A 19,321-nucleotide genomic window follows, 5' to 3' on the forward strand; every position below is an offset into this window, starting at 1 on the left:
GCGACGCAAATGCGCGCATCAGCCCCTAGTTGCAAGCAACCGGTCGACCTCGGTCATCAGTTGTCTTGGATCGGCGGGCTTGGTCATGACGCAGTCGGCGCCGGCGGCGTAGAGCTCGCGGCGCTTTTCAGGCCGCGTGTCCGAGGTCAGCACCAGCACGGGGCGGTGGGGCCGCCCCTCCTCCTCGCTGGCGCGCAGCCGCGCGAGCATCTCGAAACCGTCGCCGCCCGGCATGTTGAGGTCGGTGATGATCAGCTGCGGCTCGATGCGGTTGCGCATGTGCGGCTGATCATAGAGCGCCTGGGCAAGCGCGCCGAAATCGTTGACGACGCGCACGTCATGGCCCGCCCGTTCGAGGACGGACCGCACCAGCAAGGCGACGACCGGATCGTCCTCGGCGATCAGCACGCCGGCCGGCTCGGGCGCCTCCACCGGCGGCAACACGTCGCGCAGCACCGGACGGTTGTCGTTGATCGCATCGCGAACCTCCATGCCGCGCATGCGGCCCTTCAGCACGTCGATCAGCGATTTTTCACGCAGGGGCCGGATGAGCCAGGCGTCGTAGCCGTCCATCTGGTTGATCGGCCGGCCGGTGCGCTCCTCCGGATTGATCAGGTAGGTACGGCGCAGCTTCTGCTCGGCGAGCGCCGGCTGGAGCTGCAGCAGGCGGTGAAACTGGGCGGCATGGCGGTGGTCGACGATGATGTCGGTGAGGTCGAGGCGACCGGACAGGGCCCGCGCGGCGATCAGCTCGGCCTGTTCGGCGGTCGCGACGCTGAAGCACGCGCCGCCGAGCGTGGTGACGGTGGCGGCGAGCGCCGCCGAGGCGGGACCCTGCGGCGCGATGACGAGAACGGCGGAGCCGGCGAGCACACCCTCGCGCGACCTGGCGGCCTCGGCGATATCGGCGCCCGCCACGGGGAAGCGGATCTCGAAGCGGCTGCCCGCGCCCTCGCGGCTGCTCGCCGTCAGCGTGCCGCCGAAAGCCTCCATGATCCGCCGCGAGATGGCGAGGCCAAGCCCGGTGCCGGCGGCGCGCTGGTCGTTCGGGCCCGCTTGCTCGTATTCGTCGAAGACGCGCGCGAGTTCGCCGGCGCTCATGCCGGGGCCCGTATCCTCGATGGCGATGACGACATCGCCGCCGTCGACGCGGGCATGGACGGAGACGCCGCCGGCATGGGTGAACTTCACCGCATTGCCGATGACGTTGAACAGAACCTGGCGCAGGCGCGGCGCGTCGAAGGTCATCAGGCCCGGGACGCCGGCCTCGACGCAGGCGCCGATCTCGATGTCCTTCTCATGGGCGCGATGGGCGAGCATCTCGACGACGTTCTCGATGATCTCGCGCAGCCGCTCCTCGGCGGGACGAAGCTGGAACCGGCCGGCCTCGATCGAGGAGAAGTCGAGAAGGTCGTCGACGAGCTGGACCAGCGCATGGCCCGACTGGCGCATCCCGGCGAGGTAGTTCTTCTGCTCGGGCGTCAGCCGGGTCTGGCTGAGGAGATGGCTCATGCCCAGGATGCCGGCGAGCGGCGTGCGGATGTCGTGGCTGACGGTGGCGAGCAGGCGCGATTTCGCCCGGCTTGCCGCCTCGGCGCGCTTGCGCGCCCGCTCGGCCTGGGCGTTGCGCAGCGTCTCCTCGGTGATGTCGCGGGCGATGCTCTGCACCATGAAGCGGCCATGGGCGCCGTCGCGGACGATCACGTCGTGCCAGTCGAAGATCTTGCGGCCGTGCAGGCTGTCGATCGCCACGCGGAAACGGTGCTGCTGGCCGACATTCTCGAAGACGATGCCGATCGCCTCGCAGGTGAGCCCGCGCGGCGAGAGCCAGCCGGTCATCTCGCAGAAGACGGAGTTGGCCTCGACGATCTTGCCCTCGTTGTCGCGGATGACCGCGATGTCGCCGAGCGCGTCGTGGATGGTGGAGAGGAGATGGGTCGCCTCGCTGCGCTCCCATTGCCGGTCGCGCACGCTCTCGCCCGGATCGCGGCCGATCGCCAGGCCCGCCTCGTCGGCGCCCTTCTTCGGCTGCCAGCCGCGCAGGATGAAGATGACGCCGGCAATGCCGGCGAGCGCGACCCCGCCCGCCATCATGTAGACGCTGGCATCGATGCCGCTGCCGAGAAGAAGGGCGGAACCGATCAGGCCGCCGCCGGCGAGCGCCGGCTTCAGGGCGGGATACCTGTCCTCGTCCGGCCGGTCCTCGTCGCGGGCGAGCGCTTCGGCGGCCTCGCCCGCAGGCACGATCGCGTCATAATCCAGCGCGCCGCCCGGCAGGGGCGCCCGGACGCCGAACTCGGTTTCGATGCGCTGCTGAAGTTTGAATAGCTCGCTCATGCTTCCGGAATATCATGCGAACCCTTCCAATTCGCTTCCGCGCATGGTTACGGTTTTATCGATTTTTGTTTTTGCCGGCCACGAATTCGTCGAGGACGACCAGCGCAGCGCCGACCGAAATGAAGCTGTCGGCGAGGTTGAACACGGCAAACGACCATGTTTCGGTATGAAACAGCACGTAATCGACGACGTAGCCGAGCAGCAGCCGGTCGACGATGTTGCCGAGCGCGCCGGCGATGATCATGGCGTAGCCGAGATGGGCAAGCACCCGCTCCGCCGGCGTGCGGCCCCACAGCCAGACGACGAAGGCGACGACGAAGAGGCGCAGGCCGACGATGAACCAGCCCTCCATGCCCGACAGCATCGAGAAGGCGACGCCGTAATTGTGGGTACGGTAGAGCGCCAGCATCGGGATGACCGGCACCACCTCGTTGAAGGGCAGCAGCGCCTCGACCGCCGCCTTGATCGCCTGGTCGGCGATGACGGCGACGAGGATGAAGATCACGGCCGTGCGCGGGCGCGACAGGAAGGGTATCGTCATCGGCGGCGCTCCAGCGTCAGGAGATGGCGGCGGGCCTCGAACAGCATCAGGCCGGTGGCGATGGCAAGGTTCAGGCTGTCGGCGCGGCCGGCCTGCGGAATGCGGGCGAGCGCATCGGCATCGGCAGCGAGATCGTCCGGCAGTCCCGCCTGCTCGTTGCCCATCAGCAGCACGACCGGATGGCCGCGGTAGTCGATTTCGCGGTAGTCCTTCGCGCCGGCCAGATGGGTGGCGACGACCTGCGCCCGCGTCGCCCGGTGCCAGGCGACGAACTCGGCCGCCGTGGCGCGTGCAACCGGAACGGCGAAGACCGAACCCATCGTGGCGCGCACGGTCTCGAGCGCGTAAGGATCGGTCGTCTCGCCGACGAGGATGACGCCGGCGGCACCGGCCGCGTCGGCGGTGCGGATGATCGTGCCGAGATTGCCCGGATCGCGCACCCGGTCGAGCGCCACATAGGTCTCCTCCAGCTTCGGCCGGCAGGCGGCGAGCGGCAGGAAGCGCTGCTCGAAGACGCCGACGACGCTCTGCGGATTGTCGCGCCGCGTCAGCGACACCAGCACCTTTTCGCTCACCTCGAGAACGAGGGCGCCGCGCGCGACGGCGCGGGCGGCCGCCTGCTGCACGGCGGGCTTCTCCTTCGCCGTCTTGGCGTAGATCAGCGTGCGGATCGTCCAGCCGAGATCAAGCGCGTCGATGACGAGCTTCAGCCCCTCGGCGATGAAGGAACGGCTCTCGTCGCGCGCCTTCTTCTGCGACAGCGCCTTGATGTCCTTGATGATCGGGTTGGCGAGGCTGGTCACCTCCTTGACCTGCCCGACGCGACCGGACGCGCCGTCCCTCGACTGATCGTTCATTGCGGCATCCATCGGCTGAAAAGGGAGGTGGAGAGCGCGCGTCCGCGCTGCGTTCCGGAAAGGCCGGCCTCGCGCAGCAGCAGTTCGCCCGATTCGACGACCCCGCCCCGCCCGCGCATCGTCTCGCGCATCAGTTCGTGGATCGAATAGAAGCTGGCGCGGATCGAATAGGCGGTCAGCACGAGGCCGGCGGCGTCGGACTTCAGGAGTTCGCGGCAGACGTCGAGCATCAGCGGCAGGTGCTCGAACAGGTGCCAGACCTCGCCGTTCGGGCCGCGGCCGAATTTCGGCGGGTCGGTGAGGATGATGTCGTAGCGGGTGCCGCGACGCTCCTCGCGCAGGAGGAACTTCATCGCATCCTCGCAGATCCAGCGGACCGGCAGCGCCTCGTTGCGCCCGAGCGCCTGGTTCTCGCGTCCCCAGCCGATCGCCTTCTTCGAGGCATCGACATGGGTCACCTCGGCGCCGGCCCTTGCCGCCACCAGCGAGGCGACGCCGGTATAGCCGAAGAGGTTGAGGACGCGCATCGGCCGTCCGGCGGCGGCGATCGTGTCGGCGAGCCAGCGCCAGTGGGCGATCTGCTCCGGGAAGACGCCGACATGACGAAAGGACGTGAAGCGGCCATGGAAATCGGCGTCGAGCAGCCGCATCGGCCAGGTCTCGCCGAGCGCCTCCCTCGGGAAGCGCCAGCGGCCCATGCCGTCCTCGTCGGTGTCGCCGGTGAAGACGGCATCCGCCCTTCCCCAGACCTCGGGGCCGAGGGCCTTCGGCCAGAGCGCCTGCGCCTCCGGGCGCACGATCCGCAACGGGCCATACTGCTCCAGCTTGACGCCGTCGCCGCTGTCGATCAGGTGGTAGCCGTCTGAGGCGGCCGTCTCCAGGATGACCGGAACACGCTCCAAGGGACGTTCCCCCTCGCGGCGCAACAGCGTGCGCGGTGCGGCTTCCGACGTCTCGCCCCTCGCGCCGGAGGTCGCCTGCGGCTTGCGCTCCACCGGCCTTGCGGCGCCCGGCCGCGGCCCGCGGCGTCGATCTTTCTCGGTCACGATCGTTCCAGTTTCGAGACAAACCCTGAAGGCGAAGCCCATAGCATTGCTCAATGCCATGGCAAAGCCGTTTCCGATCTGCGATAGAGGAGGATGGGAGTTCGCACGGCAAAGGGAGGCTACATACCATGGATATGAACGGAGAAGAGCGCATCGGCGCGCCGCGCGCGGTCGTCTGGCAGGCCCTCAACGACCCGGAGGTGCTGAAGGCCTGCATCCCCGGCTGCCAGAGCCTGGAAATGTCCTCGCCGACGGAACTGGCGGCGACGGTGAAGATCCGGATCGGGCCGGTCTCCGCCTCCTTCACCGGCAATGTCCTGCTCTCGAACCTCAATCCGCCGGAGAGCTACACGATTTCCGGAGAGGGCAAGGGTGGCATCGCCGGCTTCGCCAAGGGCGGCGCCGACGTCCACCTGGTCGACGAAGGGGCCGAGACGCTGCTGCAGTACACGGTCAAGGCCGAGATCGGCGGCAAGCTGGCGCAGCTCGGCGCACGGCTGATCGATTCGACCTCGAAGAAGCTCGCGCAGCAGTTCTTCGCCGATTTCAACGCCAGGGTCAGCGCCATGGCCGCCGCCGGCTGACGGCGCACCGGGAGGCGTGCCGGCGTCAGGCAACAGGCGTCAGGCGAAGAGCTGGCGCAGGTGGTCGTTCAGGAAGACGCCGTGGGGATCGAGCGACTGGCGCAGCGCCCGGAACTCGCCGGCGCGCGGATAGAGCGCGGTCACGTCGTCGTGGCCGAGGAAATGCAGCTTGCCCCAGTGCGGCCGGGCGCCGAACTGGCGCAGGATATCGTCGACATCCTTGAGATAGGCCCAATAGTCGAGGCCAGGCTGCCCCGACACCGAAAGCGTGATCGACTCCTGCTCGAAGAAGGGACTGATCCAGCCCCGGTCGCCGGCAGTGAAGCGGTACTCGATCGGGTAGATCGCGTCCGGATGCTTTTCCAGCATCAGCCTGCGCACCTCGATGCAGGCCTGCTTGCCGTATCGCAGCGGAACCGCATATTCGAGCTCGTGGAAGTTGGGCACGTATTCGATCGGGTAGATTTCCGAGGAATAGGCGATCGTCTCGAAGCCGTCCTGCATCGGCGGCCGGTCGGTGATGTCGATCACCTTCATCTCGCAGACGTCGTCGAGCCGGTCGGTGGTCGAGACGGAGGACGTGTCGGGCAGGCAGTAGCAATGGCGGCTTTCCGGCGTCGGGCACCAGAAGAAGCCGAAATGGCGGTGGCTGGCGGCGAGATCGTCGTGTTGCTCCATGCATTCGTCGAAGGTGCAGCGCCAGAGCTTCTCATGCAGGTTGTAGCTTTCCATCGCCTGCAGGGTGATCTCCGAGATCACGCCGAGCATGCCGATCGAGACCCGCGCGGCGTCGAGCAGGTCGGGCGTCGATTCGTCGGCAACGAGGATCGAGCCGTCCGGCTGGACGAGCCGCAGGCCGACGATCTGCGAGGCCATGTTGCCGAGCGCGATGCCGGTGCCGTGGGTGCCGGTCGTCAGCGCGCCGGCGAGCGCCTGGCTGTCGATGTCGCCTTGGTTGATCAGCGACAGGCCGTTCGACTTCAGCACCTTGCCGAGCTGGTTGATCGTCGTCCCGGCACGCGCGGTGACCCGGCGCAAAGCGCTGTCGACCGAGACCACGCCTTGCATCTCCGACAGGGTCAGGTGCAGGCCGGAGGTGAGCGCGACCGGCGTGAAGGAATGGCCGGAGCCGGCGCAGCGCACAGCAAGCCCCTCAGACGCGGCCTCGGCAACCATCTGCGCCAGCATCTCCTCGCTGGTCGGCGCGCCCCTCTGCCGCGGGATGCAGGACTGGTTGCCGACCCAGTTGCGCCAAAGGCCGCCTTTTTCCAGCATGATCGCTTTCCTTCCTCGGTTTGGTGGGATCAGACCGCCGTAAAGGCGTTGTCGACGAAGAGATGGGTGCCGCTGACGAAGCTCGCCTCGTCGCTGGCGAGGAAGAGGGCGGCGCGCGCGACCTCGACCGGCTCGCAGAGCCGGCCCTGCTGCGCGGCGATGGCGGCGTCGGAGACATCGATGCCGTATCGGCTGAGGCCCGCGATTTCGCGCCGGCCGTGGTCGGTGGCGATGAAGCCGGGGCAGACGGCGTTGCAGCGGATGCCGCGATCGCGGAACTCGACGGCGATGGCGCGGGCGAACATGTGGCAGGCGCCTTTGGTCGTGTCGTAGAGCACCTCCATCGGTGTCGCCGCGACGGCGGAGATCGAGGAGGTGCAGACGATGCTGCCGCCGCCGGCAGCGATCATGCCGGGCAGCACCGCCTTGGTCATCAGGAACATCGAGCGGACATTCACCGCCATCAGCCGGTCCCACTCCGCCTCCTCCGTTTCGAGAAACGGCCCGACGGCGAGGATGCCCGCATGGTTGAAGAGAACGGTGATATTGCCGAAGGCCGCCTCGACGGCCCTGACCGCCGCGGTCACCTCGCCCGAGACCGAGACGTCGGCCGGCGCGAAGACCGCTTCGCCGCCGGCGGCGCGGATCGCCTCGGCCACGGCGGCCCCACGGCTCGACGGAAGGTCGACGATGCCGACGCGCGCGCCTTCCGCGGCGAAAAGCTCGGAGGCTGCAAGGCCGCAGCCGCCGGCGCCGCCGCTGATCAGGGCCACCTTGCCCGTGAGCCGTCCCGCCATGCGAAGCCTCCTGTCCGTGCCACGACACGCGGAGCGCGCGGCGATTCCTCCCGCGCAACAGACTAAGCGCAGAGGAACGGCACTGTCGACCCCGCCCGGCCGGGAAATCCCGGCGGCCGGCGGAATGCGTCAGGCGGCGGTGGAGGTCTGGTCGTCGCAGAGGAAGGCGTAGATCGCCGGCGCGGACTGGGTGGCGCGCAGCTTCATCACCATGTCGGGATCGCGCAGAATGCGCGCGATGCGCGACAGCGCCTTGAGGTGATCGGCGCCCGCGCCCTCGGGCGCAAGCAGCAGGAAGACGAGGTCGACCGGCTGGTCGTCGAGCGCCTCGAAATCGACCGGCTGGTCGAGACGGGCGAAGAGGCCGAAGATCGCGCCGAGCTGCGGCAGCTTGCCATGCGGGATGGCGATGCCGTTGCCGACCCCGGTCGAGCCGAGGCGCTCGCGCTGGAGCACGACGTCGAAGATCTCGCGTTCCGACAAGCCGGTCAGCTTGGCGGCCTTGGCCGAAAGCTCCTGGATGAGCTGCTTCTTCGAGTTGGCCTTCATGGCCGGAATGATTGCGTCCTGCTGCAGTAGACCTGCCAAGCCCATTCGCCTGTCCTCGTTCGCCGGACGATCCGGCCGGGGCTTGTCCCCTGCCGGATCGGTCCATGTTCCTTCTGGAACCGCTGCCGCCTGCCGGAGCGAGCGGCAGGCACGGCCCGCGGTCCGCCGCTAGCCCTTGATGTTGGCTGCGTCGATCCAGCCGATGTTTCCGTCATTGCGCCGGTAGACGATGTTCAGCTGCTCCGTTCCCGGGCTGCGGAACATCACCACCGGCTCGTCCGTCATGTCGAGCGCCATCACGGCGCTGGCGACGGACATGGTGCGCAACTGCTTCGTCGTTTCCGCGACGATGGTCGGCGCATAGTCGTCCGGGACCTCCTCGTCCTCTTCCGGCAGCGCGTCCATCACCGTGTAGGCGATCTCGGCCGGGGCGACCTGCCCGTGGCCATTGTGGTGATCCTTCAGCTTCCGCTTGTAGCGGCGCAGCCGTTTCTCGATGCGCTCCGAAGCTCCGTCGAAGGCGATCTGGGGATCGTTCGCCTCGCCGCTGGCCTGCAGCACCGCCCCGGTGTCGAGGTGGAGCTTGCAATCCGCGACGAAACGGGAGGCGGACTTGTCCACCGTCACCAGACTCGAATAGCCTCCGTCGAAATACTTGGTCACCGCCTGCGCGATCTGCTCTTCAATCCGCAGACGGAACGCTTCGCCGATTTCCATATGTTTTCCGGATACACGCACACTCATGGAGTTTCCTCTCTTTCGTGATTTGCATATCCACTTTAAGCCAACCGGCCCTCGCGTCCAAGCACTTCCGATCGCGCGGAGACGTCGCAGGACCCTCCCCGGGGCCCTGCGCCCGATGCGGCGCCGTTGGGCGAGGCGACCTATAGTGCCGCCCCGGCGATGTCAAGCGACGGCAGGGGAATTCGCCATGGTCGCCGGCGAAAAGCCGCAGGCGGCCGTGGCCTCGAGACCTCAGACCAGCGCCGCCTTCGCCAGCGCCCGCTTTTCCCGCCGGCGCTGGACCGAGGAGGGAATGTTCATCGCCTCGCGATATTTCGCGACGGTGCGCCGGGCGATGTCGACGCCCGACTGCTTCAGCGTGTCGACGATGTCGTCGTCCGACAGCACGCCATCCGCCTTCTCCTGGGCGATCATCGCGCGGATGCGGTGGCGCACGGATTCGGCGGAGTGGCCGTCGCCCCCTTCCGCCGAGCCGATCGACACGGTGAAGAAATATTTCAGCTCGAACAGGCCGCGCGGCGTCAGCATGTATTTGTTGGAGGTCACGCGGCTGACGGTCGATTCGTGCATCTTGATCGCGTCGGCGATCGTCTTGAGGTTCAGCGGCCTGAGGTGATCGACGCCATGCACGAGGAAGGCGTCCTGCTGGCGGACGATCTCGGTCGCCACCTTCATGATCGTCTTTGCCCGCTGGTCGAGGCTGCGTGTCAGCCAGTTGGCGTTCTGCAGGCATTCGTTGAGGAAGGCATGCTCGCCGCTCGCCTTCGGCATATGGCGGGCGACGGTGGCGTAGTAGTCCTGGTTGACCAGCACCCGCGGCAGCGTGTCGGCGTTGAGCTCGACCGCCCAGGCGCCGTTCAAGGCCGGTCGGACGAGGATGTCCGGCACGATCGTCTCGAACGCGCCGGTCTCGAAGCCGGTGCCGGGCTTCGGATCGAGCGTGCGGACTTCCGCCAGCATGTCGACGAGATCCTCCTCGTCGACGCCGCAGATCTTGCGCAGGCTGGCGAAATCGCGCCGCGCCAGAAGGTCCAGATTGTTGACGAAGGCCTGCATCGCCGGGTCGAGCCGGTCGCGGGCGCGCAGCTGGATCGACAGGCATTCGCTGAGCGAGCGCGCGAAAATCCCCGGCGGATCGAATTCCTGCAGCCGGGCGAGCACGCGCGCGACATCGGCCTCCGCCGCGCCGAGCCCGGCGGCGACGTCTGCAAGATCGACATGCACGTAGCCGGCATCGTCCAGGTGATCGACGAGCCTCTGGGCGATCAGCCGGTCGGCGGCGGCGGGAACCGCAAGCGGCAACTGCTGGTCGATGAACTCCCTGAGCGTCACCCGGCCGGCGACGAACTCCTCCAGATCATAGCTTTCACCGGACGAGAGATCGCCGCCGGCCATCGACTTCCACTGGCCGGTCAGTTCCGGCGCGTCGGCGCGCAGCGGGCCGCTGTCGTCGGGAAAGACATTCTCGAATTCGGCGCCGAGCGTGTCGGTCAGCCGGTCTGAGGTGGCGGCTGTGGCGCTCGTATAGACATCGGCCTCGATGCCGAGCGGCACATGCGCCTCTTCGCGCGGATCCTGGTCGCGCTGCGCCATTTCCTCGCGCGCCAGCCGGTCCGAACCGCCCGGCAGGTCGTCATTGGCGGCGAAATCGAGAAGCGGATTCTTCTCGACCTCCTGCTCGATGAACTGGTTCAGTTCGAAATGCGTCATCTGGAGCAGCTGGATCGACTGCATCAGCTGCGGCGTCATGACCAGCGATTGACTTTGCCGCAGGAAAAGGCTGGTGGACAGAGCCATCTGGACGCGAAACTCCCCTCGACTGCGGAGACGCGTTCCCCGTCTGCGCGGGCTTCCGAGCGCTTTCTCCAACTGGCCCGAAAATTGCTTATTAATCGGGTTTGGTCAAGTTCAAAGGCGGGAGACGCTGACTTTTGCCGCAGCGAGCGACGATCCGGCAGCATCGGGCCCAGTGCCCAAAAGAAGGCCATATCCGACGGCGGCCTTCCGCGACACGAGCGAAACCGGGCAGGACGCGGAAGACCCGCCGCCACAGCCGCGCCGCTTGTTTGCACTGCAACACAACCTGTATGGCGCGAAAATTGCCCAGTTTTCCGATTGCGTCAAGCCCTGTCACGATCGCGTCATGCGCGCATCGCCGTCAGAGGCTGAAATTGTCGCCGAGATAGAGCCGGCGCACGTCCGGATTGGTGACGATGTCGTTCGCGCGTCCATGGGTCAGCACCTCGCCGGCATGGATGATATAGGCACGGTCGATAAGGCCGAGCGTCTCGCGCACATTGTGATCGGTGATCAGGACGCCGATGCCGCGCGAGGTCAGGTGCCGGACCAGCGTCTGGATATCGGCGACCGAAATCGGATCGACGCCGGCAAAGGGTTCGTCGAGCAGCATGAAAGTCGGATCGGTCGCAAGCGCCCTGGCGATCTCGAGCCGGCGCCGCTCGCCGCCCGACAAGGCCACCGCTGCCGATGTGCGCAGATGCGCGATCGAGAATTCGCCGAGCAATTCGTCGAGCTTGGCCTCGCGCCGGTCGCGATTGCGGTCGTGCACCTCGAGCACGGCCCGGATGTTGTCCTCGACCGACAGGCCGCGAAAGATCGACGCCTCCTGCGGCAGGTAGCCGACGCCGAGCCGGGCGCGGCGGTACATCGGCATCGTCGTCACGTCGTTGCCGTCGATCTCGATCGTGCCGGCATCGACCGGAACGAGGCCGGTGATCATGTAGAAGCACGTGGTCTTGCCGGCGCCGTTCGGGCCCAGGAGGCCGACGGCCTCGCCGCGGCGCACGACGAGCGATGCACCGTTGACCACCCTGCGCGCACGGTAGGTCTTGGTCAGGCCGCGGGCGATCAGCGTGCCCTGGTAGCGGGCATGATCGGCGTCATCAAGGCCAGGGGCGGCGGCGGGCTGCGCGGAAGCGCGCTTGCGGGCAAAGGGAAAGGGCACGGGCGGGCTGCGTCAGTTCTTCTGGCGGGACTTCGGGTCGAGCTGGATCTTCACCCGGTCGCCGGCGCAGGGCTCGAGCCGCGCCTGCCCCGTCTCCATGTTGACGTTGAGGCGGCATCCTTCGAAGACGTTCTTGCCTTCCGAGAGCACGACCTTGTTCTTGTCGCCTAAAAGGACCAGCGTCTGCTCCGTCATGTTGAACAGGCCGGAATCGGCCGTTGCCTGCTGCGTGCCGGACTGCAGGAAGACACGGTTGCGCACCTCGATGCGGTCGATGTCGGCGCTGCCGCTCGACACCGACGCCCCGCCGGACTTGTAGAACACGGTCATGTCGCCGGCCTGGAGCGTCGTCGTGCCCTGCACCACCTTCACATTGCCGCTGAAGGTCGCCTTGCTTTCGGCGTCGCGGATCTCGAGCTTGTCGCTCTCGATCTGGATCGGCTGGTCGTTGGAAAGCTCCAGCCCCTTCATCCGGCCCTGCGTCGCCTGGGCGGCGGCGGGGGAGACGAGCGCGAGCCCGAGCAGGCCGGCAAGGCCGAGACGCGCGACGGGGAGAAGTCGGGAAGGATGGGCCATGGGAATACCGCTGCTCTAGTCCGTGTTGGTCTTGAAATCGGTGTCGATCGGCTCGTTCTTGCGGATCGTGCTGGGATCGACATTCACCCGCACGTTCCCCTCGAAGGTGACGACACGCCCCTTATCGGTCATCGCCATGCGCTGCGCCACGATCGAACCGCCCTTCATGCTGATGGCGATCGGCTCGCGGCTCTGCATCGCGCCGCCGTTGATGTCGAGATAGGCCGACTTGAAATCGGCGTTGACGCCGTTGTTGAGCGAGATGGTGAAGGGCGCGTTCATGTCGAGCGTGTTGGCGCCGCGGTCGTAGATGCCGCTCAGGGCGTCGACGGTCGCGATCAGCGTGTCGTTGACCGGCATCTGCGCCCGGATCGTCTCGAGCGTGATCATGTCGGGATCCTCGACATCCTGCAGCGCGCGCTCGGCGCGCATGGAATAGCTGATGCCCTGCTGGTTGCGGCCCGAAATCGCCGGGTTCTGCATGACGATCTTGCCGTTCTCGATCGTGGCGCCCTCGACCGACACGCCCTCCGGCAGGAAGGCCCGCACGAAGGACACCGCGACGAAGATCACGGCGATCACCAGTGCCGCCAGTGGCAGCAGGATCTTCAGGCGCCGCACCCGTGCCGAATGGCGCGTGGCATCCGCATAGGCGCCGAGGCGCAGGCCCGGAAGACCGGCCCGCGCGATCGGGGCATGGGAAAGCGGTGTCTGATTGAGCATGGAAAGATATTTCTGCCGGACGCCTCGTTGTCGACTATATGAGGTTTTTTTGCCGCGACACAATGGAGCGGCGAAAATCTTTGCGGTCGGGCGGCGCCCGCCAAGAGGCCGGCCTTCCCGTCGTTGCGCAATGTAGCATATAGGGAATGCCTGAATCGATGATGAAAGGGTAAGGCCCGATGGACATGCTCGCGATCGCCGACCGGCAGGCGCTGCGCCGGAAGCTCACCTTCTGGAGGATCGCCGCCATCGCCGTGATCGCCGCGGCCGGCATCGCGATCTATGCCTTCGCCGGCGCAAGCGGGCAGCGCGGCTCCTTCAGTGCCCATATCGCCCGCATCACGCTTGCCGGCGTGATCCAGGACGACCGCGACTTGGTCGCCCGCATCGACCGCATCGCCGGAGACAGCGCTGTCAAGGCGCTGGTCGTCACCATCTCCTCGCCCGGCGGCACGACCTATGGCGGCGAGGTGATCTACAAGGCGCTGCGCCGCGTCGCGGCGAACAAGCCTGTGATTGCCGACATCCGCACGCTCGCGGCCTCGGCCGGCTACATGGTGGCGCTCGCGGGCGACGAGATCGTCGCGGGCGAAACCTCGATCACCGGCTCGATCGGCGTCATCTTCCAGTATCCGCAGGTCAAGGACCTGCTCGACCGGCTCGGGATCTCGCTGGAGGAGATCAAGTCGGCGCCGCTGAAGGCCGAGCCTTCCCCCTTCCATCCGCCGAGCGACGCGGCCAAGGCGGTGATCCAGGCGATGATCGACGACAGCTTCGCCTGGTTCGTCAACCTCGTCGTCGAGCGGCGCAAGCTGCCGCGCGAGGCGGTGCTGCCGCTTGCCGACGGGCGCATCTTCACGGGGCGCCAGGCGCTGAAGGCCGGGCTCGTGGACAGGCTCGGCGGCGAGGAGGAGATCCGCGCCGCGCTTCAGGCCCGCGACGTGCCGGCGGGCCTGCCGGTGATCGACTGGGACCCGCGCCCGACCGGCCTGCCCTCGCTGGTCGGCGGACTGGCGAAGGATCTGGCCAAGGCATTGGGATATGACGCTTTTCCGCTTTCCGAAACGCTCGAAAGACTGGGCCGCGAGAAGTTGTTTCTTGACGGTCTCGTTTCCGTTTGGCAGGTTGCCCCGATCAGGAGCGTGGATTGAAACCACGCGGGCGGGGCAGAAGAATTCGTCGCATTGAACGGACGCATCTTGGCGCTATGTTGAGCCCGTCGCCTGAAGCGCCCCTCAACGATATCCAGGCTTGAACCGGAGGAAGCAACAGTGATCAAATCGGAACTGGTGCAGATCGTCGCGGCTCGAAACCCGCACCTGTACCACCGCGATGTCGAGAATATCGTCAATGCGGTGCTCGACGAGATCACCGATGCGCTGGCCGCCGGCAACCGGGTGGAGCTGCGCGGCTTCGGCGCGTTTTCCGTGAAGAACCGGCCGTCGCGCTCGGGCCGCAATCCGCGCACCGGCGATTCCGTCTTCGTCGAGGAGAAATGGGTTCCCTTCTTCAAGACCGGCAAGGAACTGCGCGAACGCCTCAATCCCGGCCAGGACGACAAGGACGAGGAATAGGCGCGCAAGGACGATGCACGGCTGTCGTCGCGGCCATGGGCCGGGCGACGCCGCCGCATCGGGCGCGGCCGGCGGCAATCGCGGCCGGTGACGGCGGGTTGCTCTCGTGCCGACCTATCGGCGCGGCACGGGTGGCGGCGCGGCATGCGTGATGAAAAGGGAAAGGCCCCATATGGTGAGAAAGCTGATCAACCTCGTGATCCTCCTGCCGATCGCGATCGTGCTGATCGTGCTCTGCGTGGCGAACCGTCAGCCGGTGACGCTGGCGCTCAATCCCTTCGAGCCGCAGGACAGCCTCCTGTCGCTGACGGCGCCCTTCTTCGCCTTCGTCTTCGGCGGCCTGATCGTCGGGCTCATCATCGGCTCGCTCGCCACCTGGTTTACCCAGGGCAAGCACCGCCAGCGCGCCCGGCGCCATGCGACGGAAGTGTCGAAATGGCAGGGCGAGGCGGAACGCCAGAAGAGCCGGGCCGACAAGGTCGCCTCGCAGGCGCTGATCCCGACCCGCTCGGTCTGATCTACGCGCCATAGATAGAAAAGGCCGGCAGCTCCTGCGAGCCGCCGGCCTCTCTCGTTGTCCGGAGCCGAAGCGGGTCGCCTCGGCCTGCGCGTTCTCCCGGAAAGATCTCGCAGAATGGGCAGGGCTCGGCAAAAAGGGCCTGCGTGGAAACGAAGATCCGGGGCATTTCCGCTGAAAGCGGAATCACCCCAGATGCTCTACGCTCCTGTTCCGGCCGCAGATGTCCAGCTCAGGCGATGCCGCTTCAGCTGGACATGCGCCACGGCATAGGCGCGTGAGCGTCGCGTCACGCTTCAGGCGGACGGGGTCGCGTCGGTCTCAGCACCCGCGGTCGCCTTCGGGCCGCCCTTGGCGACGCCGACCATGGCCGGGCGCAGCACCCGCTCGCCGATCGTGTAACCGGCCTGGACGACCTGCACGACGGTGTTGTTGGCGACCTCCGCGTTCGGGATCTCGAACATCGCCTGGTGGAAGTTCGGGTCGAACTTCTGTCCGACCGGCTCCAGCTTGCGCACGCCGTGACGCTCGAGCGTCGAGAGCATGGAGCGTTCGGTCATTTCGACGCCCTCGATCAGCGCGGCGAGGCCGGCATCGGCCGCCTCGCGGGCCTCGGCCGGAATTGCCTCCAGCGCGCGGCGCAGATTGTCCGACACGGACAGCATGTCGCGGGCAAAGCTCGCGACCGCGTAGGACTTGGCATCCTTGACGTCGCGCTCGGTGCGCCGGCGCAGATTGTCCATCTCGGCGGCAAGGCGCAGATAGCGGTCGCGCATCTCGGCCGCCTCGTTGCGGGCGGCCTCGGTCGGATCGGGTTCGGCGGCAGGCGTTTCGGCCGCGGTCGCTTCGGCATCGACAGGGGCGGCCGCGTCGGGGGTCTCGGCCGCGTCGGCTGCGTGCTTCTTGATGTCGTCGGTCATGACGGTCTCCGCATTCGTCTTGTCATTCGTGCTGTCACGGGCGTGCTGTCACGGGGTGCTGCGGATATCGAGGTTCACCGCCGAAAAATCAAGGGTTCTTTGCCGGGCGGCGGGAAAAGCCGGCGCTCAGCGCGACAGCCGCGAAACGAGCTGCGCCGTGTAGTCGACCATCGGCACGATGCGGGAATAGTTGAGCCGCGTCGGCCCGATGACACCGACGGCGCCGATGATCCGGTCCTCGCCGTCGCGATAGGGCGCGACGATCAAGGACGAGCCGGAGAGCGAGAACAGCTTGTTCTCCGAGCCGATGAAGATCCTGACGCCCGAGCCGCTTTCGGCGAGATTGAGGATCTCGATCAGGCTGTCCTTGCGCTCGAGATCGTCGAAGAGCAGGCGCAGCCGGTCGATGTCCTCGGTTCCGGCGAGCCCCTCGAGCAGGTTGGCGCGGCCGCGGATGATGAGCTGCGTCGGCTTGCCGTCCGTGTTGTCCCCGGCCCAGATCGCCAGTCCCTGCTCGACGAGGGCCTGCGACAGCGCGTCGAGCTCCCGGCGCACCGTACCCTTCAACTGCTCGACCTGGCGGCGCACCTCGTCCAGCGTCTGCCCGCCGAGATGGGCGTTGAGGAAATTGGCGGCCTCGGTCAGTTGCGACCCCGTGACGCCGGCGGGCAGCTCGATGATGCGGTTTTCCACCTGGTCCTGCTCGCCGACGAGCACGGCAAGGGCCTTGGTCGGCCCGAGGCGGATGAACTCCACATGGGTCAGCACCGGATCGCTCTTCGCCGTGATGACGATGCCGGCGCCGCGCGACATGCCCGAGAGCATCTGGCTCGCCCCGGTCAGCACCGATTCCACCGTCTGGTCGCGCTCGCCGCGCATCTGCCGCTCGATCGAGGCGCGCTCCTCGGCGGAGAGATCGCCGACCTGCATGAAGGCGTCGACGAAGAAGCGCAGGCCCACCTGGGTTGGCAGGCGGCCGGCGCTGACATGGGGGGAATAGATCAGGCCGAGATGCTCGAGGTCGCTCATGACGTTGCGCACCGAGGCCGGAGACAGCGACATGGGCAGAACGCGCGACAGGTTGCGCGACCCCACCGGCTCGCCGCTTTCCAGATAGCTTTCGACGATGCGCCGGAAGATCTCCCGCGACCGCGCGTCGAGTGCGCCGAACCCTTCCATCATTCCGGGCCTTCCGCTTGCCATCTGGCGTTATCGTCTCCTTCGCCGTTATCGTCACGAAAATATAGGCATTTCACGGGGCGCGATACAAGGGATTCGCACCTGTTGCGCAAAGGCGATCGCTTTCTTTCGGCGGATCGCGCCCAAGTTTCCACGAGATCATTTCCCTTGCGCGCCGAGTTGGGCTAGAAGGCACGCGAACACGGCCAAGCGCGTCCTGCCTCGCAAGCCCCGCCCCCGGCCGTCGATCGTCAATGCCGCGGCGGCCCCGTCGGCGCATGCGAACAGGCCGCATGCGGGGGACACGCCGCATCCACAGGGAGCATGTCATGCGGCCGTCCGGCAGAAAAACCGATCAAATGCGCAAGGTGTCCTTCGAGCGCAACGTCTCGAAGCACGCCGAAGGGTCCTGCCTCGTCAAGTTCGGCGACACGCATGTGCTCTGCACCGCGAGCCTGGAGGAGCGCGTACCGCCATGGCTGCGCAACGGCGGCAAGGGCTGGGTGACGGCGGAATACGGCATGCTGCCGCGCGCCACCGGCGAGCGGATGAAGCGCGAGGCGTCCTCGGGCAAGCAGAGCGGGCGCACGCTGGAGATCCAGCGGCTGATCGGCCGGTCGCTGCGCGCCGTCGTCGACCTGCCCGCGCTCGGCGAGCGGCAGATTTCGCTCGACTGCGACGTGATCCAGGCCGACGGCGGCACGCGCACCGCCTCGATCACCGGCGCCTGGGTGGCGCTTCACGATTGCCTCAAATGGATGGAGGCGCGCAACATGGTCAAGGTCGAGAAGGTGCTGAAAGACCATGTCGCCGCCGTCTCCTGCGGCATCTTCGCCAGCCAGACCGTGATCGACCTCGACTATCTCGAGGATTCCTCGGCCGAGACCGACGCGAACTTCGTCATCACCGGCTCGGGCGGCATCGTCGAAATCCAGGGCACGGCGGAAGGCAAGCCGTTCACGGAAGAGGAATTCGCCGCGCTGATGGGCCTCGCCAAGGCCGGCATCGCCGATCTCGTGGCGCTGCAGAAGCAGGCGATCGGGGCCTGAGGCCGTGACGGCGCTGGAAGGCGTTCTCGAATCGGCGCTCTATGCCGGCGATCTCGATGCCGCCGAGGCGTTCTACGGCAGCGTGCTCGGGCTGGAGCGGGTGTCGCGCGCGGGCGACCGGCATGTCTTCTTCCGCTGCGGGGCGGGCATGGTGCTGATCTTCAATCCGCGGGAGACGGAGAAGGCCCCGCCCGAAGGCGCCCTCCCCGTACCAGCGCATGGAAGCCGCGGACCCGGCCATCTCTGCTTTCGGGTGGACCGGTCGCAGATGGACGCGGTGGTCGTCAGGCTCACCTCCGCCGGTGTCGCGATCGAATCGGATCTTCTCTGGCCGAACGGCGCCCGGTCGTTCTATTTTCGCGATCCGGCCGGCAACAGTCTCGAATGCGGCGAAGCCCGCCTCTGGAATATCGAACAGGATGGAACGCATGCGCAGGCTTGAGGGAAAGACGCTGATCGTCGCCAGCCACAACGAAGGCAAGATCCGCGAGATCCGCGACCTGATCGGCCCGCTCGGCTTCTCCGTGCGCTCGGCCGCCGATCTCGCCTTCGAGGAGCCGGAGGAAACCGGCACCACCTTCGAGGAGAATGCGGCGATCAAGGCGCTCGCCTCGGCCAAGGCCTCCGGCCTGCCGGCGCTGTCGGACGATTCCGGCCTCGTCGTCGACGCGCTCGACGGCGCGCCCGGCGTCTACACCGCCAACTGGGCCGAACGGGAGGACGGGACGCGCGACTTCCGCATGGCGATGGACAAGGTGGAGCAGGCGCTCGCCGAACGCGGCGCGACGCAGCGCGCCGAGCGCACCGGCCGCTTCGTCAGCGTGCTCTGCCTCGCCTGGCCGGACGGGCACACGGAATTCTTCCGCGGCGAGGCGGAAGGCCATCTCGTCTGGCCGCCGCGCGGAGAGAAGGGGTTCGGCTACGATCCCGTTTTCGAGCCGCTCGGCCACGCCCAGACCTTCGGCGAGATGGAGGCGGCGACCAAGCACGGCTGGAAGCCCGGCGATGCCGAGGCCCTGTCGCACCGCGCCCGCGCCTTCAAGCTCTTCGCCGAGACCTGCCTTGCTGCTTGAGACGGGATCGAGGGA

At 67.2% G+C, this 19,321-nt stretch carries 20 protein-coding genes and 1 pseudogene; 7 read left to right on the forward strand and 14 right to left on the reverse strand.

Going from position 1 to position 19,321, the window contains the following annotated elements; genetic code table 11:
* Positions 1-18: 18 nt before the first annotated feature.
* Genes ACEVQ6_RS02160 through ACEVQ6_RS02175 form a run of 4 tightly spaced genes read right to left on the reverse strand, consistent with a single transcriptional unit; the run spans position 19 to position 4,823 of the window.
* On the reverse strand, positions 19-2,337 hold the full coding sequence (locus tag ACEVQ6_RS02160; RefSeq protein ID WP_374887238.1) for a hybrid sensor histidine kinase/response regulator: 2,319 nt from the start codon (positions 2,335-2,337) through the stop codon (positions 19-21).
* Positions 2,338-2,392: 55 nt separating this feature from the next.
* Positions 2,393-2,878 carry a signal peptidase II gene (lspA, locus tag ACEVQ6_RS02165; RefSeq protein WP_374887239.1) on the reverse strand — a complete coding sequence of 162 codons (486 nt, stop codon included), beginning with the start codon at positions 2,876-2,878 and terminating at the stop codon, positions 2,393-2,395.
* Positions 2,875-3,735 carry a TrmH family RNA methyltransferase gene (locus ACEVQ6_RS02170; RefSeq protein ID WP_374887240.1) on the reverse strand — a complete coding sequence of 287 codons (861 nt, stop codon included), beginning with the start codon at positions 3,733-3,735 and terminating at the stop codon, positions 2,875-2,877. The genes lspA and ACEVQ6_RS02170 overlap by 4 nt, the downstream gene beginning before the upstream one ends.
* Positions 3,732-4,823, reverse strand: coding sequence for a class I SAM-dependent methyltransferase (locus ACEVQ6_RS02175; protein WP_374887361.1), 1,092 nt, complete (start codon positions 4,821-4,823; stop codon positions 3,732-3,734). The genes ACEVQ6_RS02170 and ACEVQ6_RS02175 overlap by 4 nt, the downstream gene beginning before the upstream one ends.
* Positions 4,824-4,909: 86 nt before the next feature.
* On the opposite strand from ACEVQ6_RS02175, the gene ACEVQ6_RS02180 reads away from it, so the two are divergent.
* Positions 4,910-5,365, forward strand: coding sequence for an SRPBCC family protein (locus ACEVQ6_RS02180; RefSeq protein ID WP_374887241.1), 456 nt, complete (start codon positions 4,910-4,912; stop codon positions 5,363-5,365).
* 39 nt (positions 5,366-5,404) lie between these two features.
* On the opposite strand, the gene ACEVQ6_RS02185 is transcribed toward ACEVQ6_RS02180, so the two are convergent.
* The 8 genes from ACEVQ6_RS02185 to lptC form a co-directional block, all read right to left on the reverse strand.
* Positions 5,405-6,640, reverse strand: coding sequence for a D-arabinono-1,4-lactone oxidase (locus ACEVQ6_RS02185; RefSeq protein WP_454951681.1), 1,236 nt, complete (start codon positions 6,638-6,640; stop codon positions 5,405-5,407).
* A gap of 29 nt (positions 6,641-6,669) precedes the next feature.
* Complete coding sequence (locus tag ACEVQ6_RS02190; protein WP_374887242.1) at positions 6,670-7,437, reverse strand: SDR family NAD(P)-dependent oxidoreductase; 768 nt, start codon at positions 7,435-7,437, stop codon at positions 6,670-6,672.
* A 129-nt stretch (positions 7,438-7,566) separates the two neighbouring features.
* Positions 7,567-8,031: a PTS IIA-like nitrogen regulatory protein PtsN gene (gene ptsN, locus ACEVQ6_RS02195; RefSeq protein WP_374887243.1), complete on the reverse strand. Its 465-nt coding sequence runs from the start codon at positions 8,029-8,031 to the stop codon at positions 7,567-7,569.
* 123 nt (positions 8,032-8,154) lie between these two features.
* Complete coding sequence (gene hpf, locus ACEVQ6_RS02200; RefSeq protein WP_374887244.1) at positions 8,155-8,730, reverse strand: ribosome hibernation-promoting factor, HPF/YfiA family; 576 nt, start codon at positions 8,728-8,730, stop codon at positions 8,155-8,157.
* Positions 8,731-8,961: 231 nt separating this feature from the next.
* Entirely contained in the window at positions 8,962-10,527 is a 1,566-nt protein-coding gene (rpoN, locus tag ACEVQ6_RS02205) for an RNA polymerase factor sigma-54 (protein ID WP_374887245.1), read from the reverse strand.
* 361 nt (positions 10,528-10,888) lie between these two features.
* The gene (gene lptB / locus ACEVQ6_RS02210) at positions 10,889-11,695 is read right to left on the reverse strand and encodes an LPS export ABC transporter ATP-binding protein (protein WP_374887246.1); all 807 of its coding nucleotides are present in this window, start codon (positions 11,693-11,695) and stop codon (positions 10,889-10,891) included.
* 12 nt (positions 11,696-11,707) lie between these two features.
* On the reverse strand, positions 11,708-12,271 hold the full coding sequence (locus ACEVQ6_RS02215; RefSeq protein ID WP_374887247.1) for an LptA/OstA family protein: 564 nt from the start codon (positions 12,269-12,271) through the stop codon (positions 11,708-11,710).
* A 15-nt stretch (positions 12,272-12,286) separates the two neighbouring features.
* On the reverse strand, positions 12,287-12,994 hold the full coding sequence (gene lptC, locus ACEVQ6_RS02220; RefSeq protein WP_374887248.1) for an LPS export ABC transporter periplasmic protein LptC: 708 nt from the start codon (positions 12,992-12,994) through the stop codon (positions 12,287-12,289).
* Between the two features lie 179 nt (positions 12,995-13,173).
* Between lptC and sppA the strand changes: the two genes are divergently transcribed.
* The 3 genes from sppA (at position 13,174) to ACEVQ6_RS02235 (ending at position 15,085) form a co-directional block, all read left to right on the forward strand.
* Positions 13,174-14,145 (forward strand): signal peptide peptidase SppA, encoded by a 972-nt coding sequence (gene sppA / locus ACEVQ6_RS02225; protein ID WP_374887249.1) that lies wholly within the window; start codon positions 13,174-13,176, stop codon positions 14,143-14,145.
* Between the two features lie 120 nt (positions 14,146-14,265).
* On the forward strand, positions 14,266-14,568 hold the full coding sequence (locus tag ACEVQ6_RS02230; RefSeq protein WP_374887250.1) for an integration host factor subunit beta: 303 nt from the start codon (positions 14,266-14,268) through the stop codon (positions 14,566-14,568).
* 172 nt (positions 14,569-14,740) lie between these two features.
* On the forward strand, positions 14,741-15,085 hold the full coding sequence (locus ACEVQ6_RS02235; protein ID WP_374887251.1) for a DUF1049 domain-containing protein: 345 nt from the start codon (positions 14,741-14,743) through the stop codon (positions 15,083-15,085).
* Between the two features lie 296 nt (positions 15,086-15,381).
* On the opposite strand, the pseudogene grpE reads toward ACEVQ6_RS02235, so the two are convergent.
* Positions 15,382-16,038, reverse strand: a pseudogene (grpE, locus tag ACEVQ6_RS02240) (nucleotide exchange factor GrpE); the annotation flags it as partial.
* A gap of 93 nt (positions 16,039-16,131) precedes the next feature.
* The gene (hrcA, locus tag ACEVQ6_RS02245) at positions 16,132-17,187 is read right to left on the reverse strand and encodes a heat-inducible transcriptional repressor HrcA (protein ID WP_374887252.1); all 1,056 of its coding nucleotides are present in this window, start codon (positions 17,185-17,187) and stop codon (positions 16,132-16,134) included.
* A 326-nt stretch (positions 17,188-17,513) separates the two neighbouring features.
* On the opposite strand from hrcA, the gene rph reads away from it, so the two are divergent.
* Genes rph through rdgB form a run of 3 tightly spaced genes read left to right on the forward strand, consistent with a single transcriptional unit; the run spans position 17,514 to position 19,306 of the window.
* Positions 17,514-18,233: a ribonuclease PH gene (rph, locus tag ACEVQ6_RS02250; RefSeq protein WP_374887253.1), complete on the forward strand. Its 720-nt coding sequence runs from the start codon at positions 17,514-17,516 to the stop codon at positions 18,231-18,233.
* Between the two features lie 4 nt (positions 18,234-18,237).
* On the forward strand, positions 18,238-18,675 hold the full coding sequence (locus ACEVQ6_RS02255; protein WP_374887254.1) for a VOC family protein: 438 nt from the start codon (positions 18,238-18,240) through the stop codon (positions 18,673-18,675).
* Positions 18,662-19,306 carry an RdgB/HAM1 family non-canonical purine NTP pyrophosphatase gene (gene rdgB, locus ACEVQ6_RS02260; RefSeq protein ID WP_374887255.1) on the forward strand — a complete coding sequence of 215 codons (645 nt, stop codon included), beginning with the start codon at positions 18,662-18,664 and terminating at the stop codon, positions 19,304-19,306. The genes ACEVQ6_RS02255 and rdgB overlap by 14 nt, the downstream gene beginning before the upstream one ends.
* Positions 19,307-19,321 lie beyond the last annotated feature (15 nt).

It is taken from the genome of Ensifer soli (assembly GCF_041928815.1).
Classification (GTDB): Bacteria; Pseudomonadota; Alphaproteobacteria; order Rhizobiales; family Rhizobiaceae; genus JBHFEI01.

Coding starts and splice junctions, on each gene's coding strand:
- ACEVQ6_RS02160 (WP_374887238.1), bottom strand. CDS start 2,337: ATGAGCGAGCTATTCAAACTTCAGCAGCGCATCGAAACCGAGTTCGGC.
- lspA (WP_374887239.1), bottom strand. CDS start 2,878: ATGACGATACCCTTCCTGTCGCGCCCGCGCACGGCCGTGATCTTCATC.
- ACEVQ6_RS02170 (WP_374887240.1), bottom strand. CDS start 3,735: ATGAACGATCAGTCGAGGGACGGCGCGTCCGGTCGCGTCGGGCAGGTC.
- ACEVQ6_RS02175 (WP_374887361.1), bottom strand. CDS start 4,823: ATGGGCTTCGCCTTCAGGGTTTGTCTCGAAACTGGAACGATCGTGACC.
- ACEVQ6_RS02180 (WP_374887241.1), top strand. CDS start 4,910: ATGGATATGAACGGAGAAGAGCGCATCGGCGCGCCGCGCGCGGTCGTC.
- ACEVQ6_RS02185 (WP_454951681.1), bottom strand. CDS start 6,640: ATGCTGGAAAAAGGCGGCCTTTGGCGCAACTGGGTCGGCAACCAGTCC.
- ACEVQ6_RS02190 (WP_374887242.1), bottom strand. CDS start 7,437: ATGGCGGGACGGCTCACGGGCAAGGTGGCCCTGATCAGCGGCGGCGCC.
- ptsN (WP_374887243.1), bottom strand. CDS start 8,031: ATGGGCTTGGCAGGTCTACTGCAGCAGGACGCAATCATTCCGGCCATG.
- hpf (WP_374887244.1), bottom strand. CDS start 8,730: ATGAGTGTGCGTGTATCCGGAAAACATATGGAAATCGGCGAAGCGTTC.
- rpoN (WP_374887245.1), bottom strand. CDS start 10,527: ATGGCTCTGTCCACCAGCCTTTTCCTGCGGCAAAGTCAATCGCTGGTC.
- ACEVQ6_RS02215 (WP_374887247.1), bottom strand. CDS start 12,271: ATGGCCCATCCTTCCCGACTTCTCCCCGTCGCGCGTCTCGGCCTTGCC.
- lptC (WP_374887248.1), bottom strand. CDS start 12,994: ATGCTCAATCAGACACCGCTTTCCCATGCCCCGATCGCGCGGGCCGGT.
- sppA (WP_374887249.1), top strand. CDS start 13,174: ATGGACATGCTCGCGATCGCCGACCGGCAGGCGCTGCGCCGGAAGCTC.
- ACEVQ6_RS02235 (WP_374887251.1), top strand. CDS start 14,741: ATGGTGAGAAAGCTGATCAACCTCGTGATCCTCCTGCCGATCGCGATC.
- hrcA (WP_374887252.1), bottom strand. CDS start 17,187: ATGATGGAAGGGTTCGGCGCACTCGACGCGCGGTCGCGGGAGATCTTC.
- rph (WP_374887253.1), top strand. CDS start 17,514: ATGCGGCCGTCCGGCAGAAAAACCGATCAAATGCGCAAGGTGTCCTTC.
- rdgB (WP_374887255.1), top strand. CDS start 18,662: ATGCGCAGGCTTGAGGGAAAGACGCTGATCGTCGCCAGCCACAACGAA.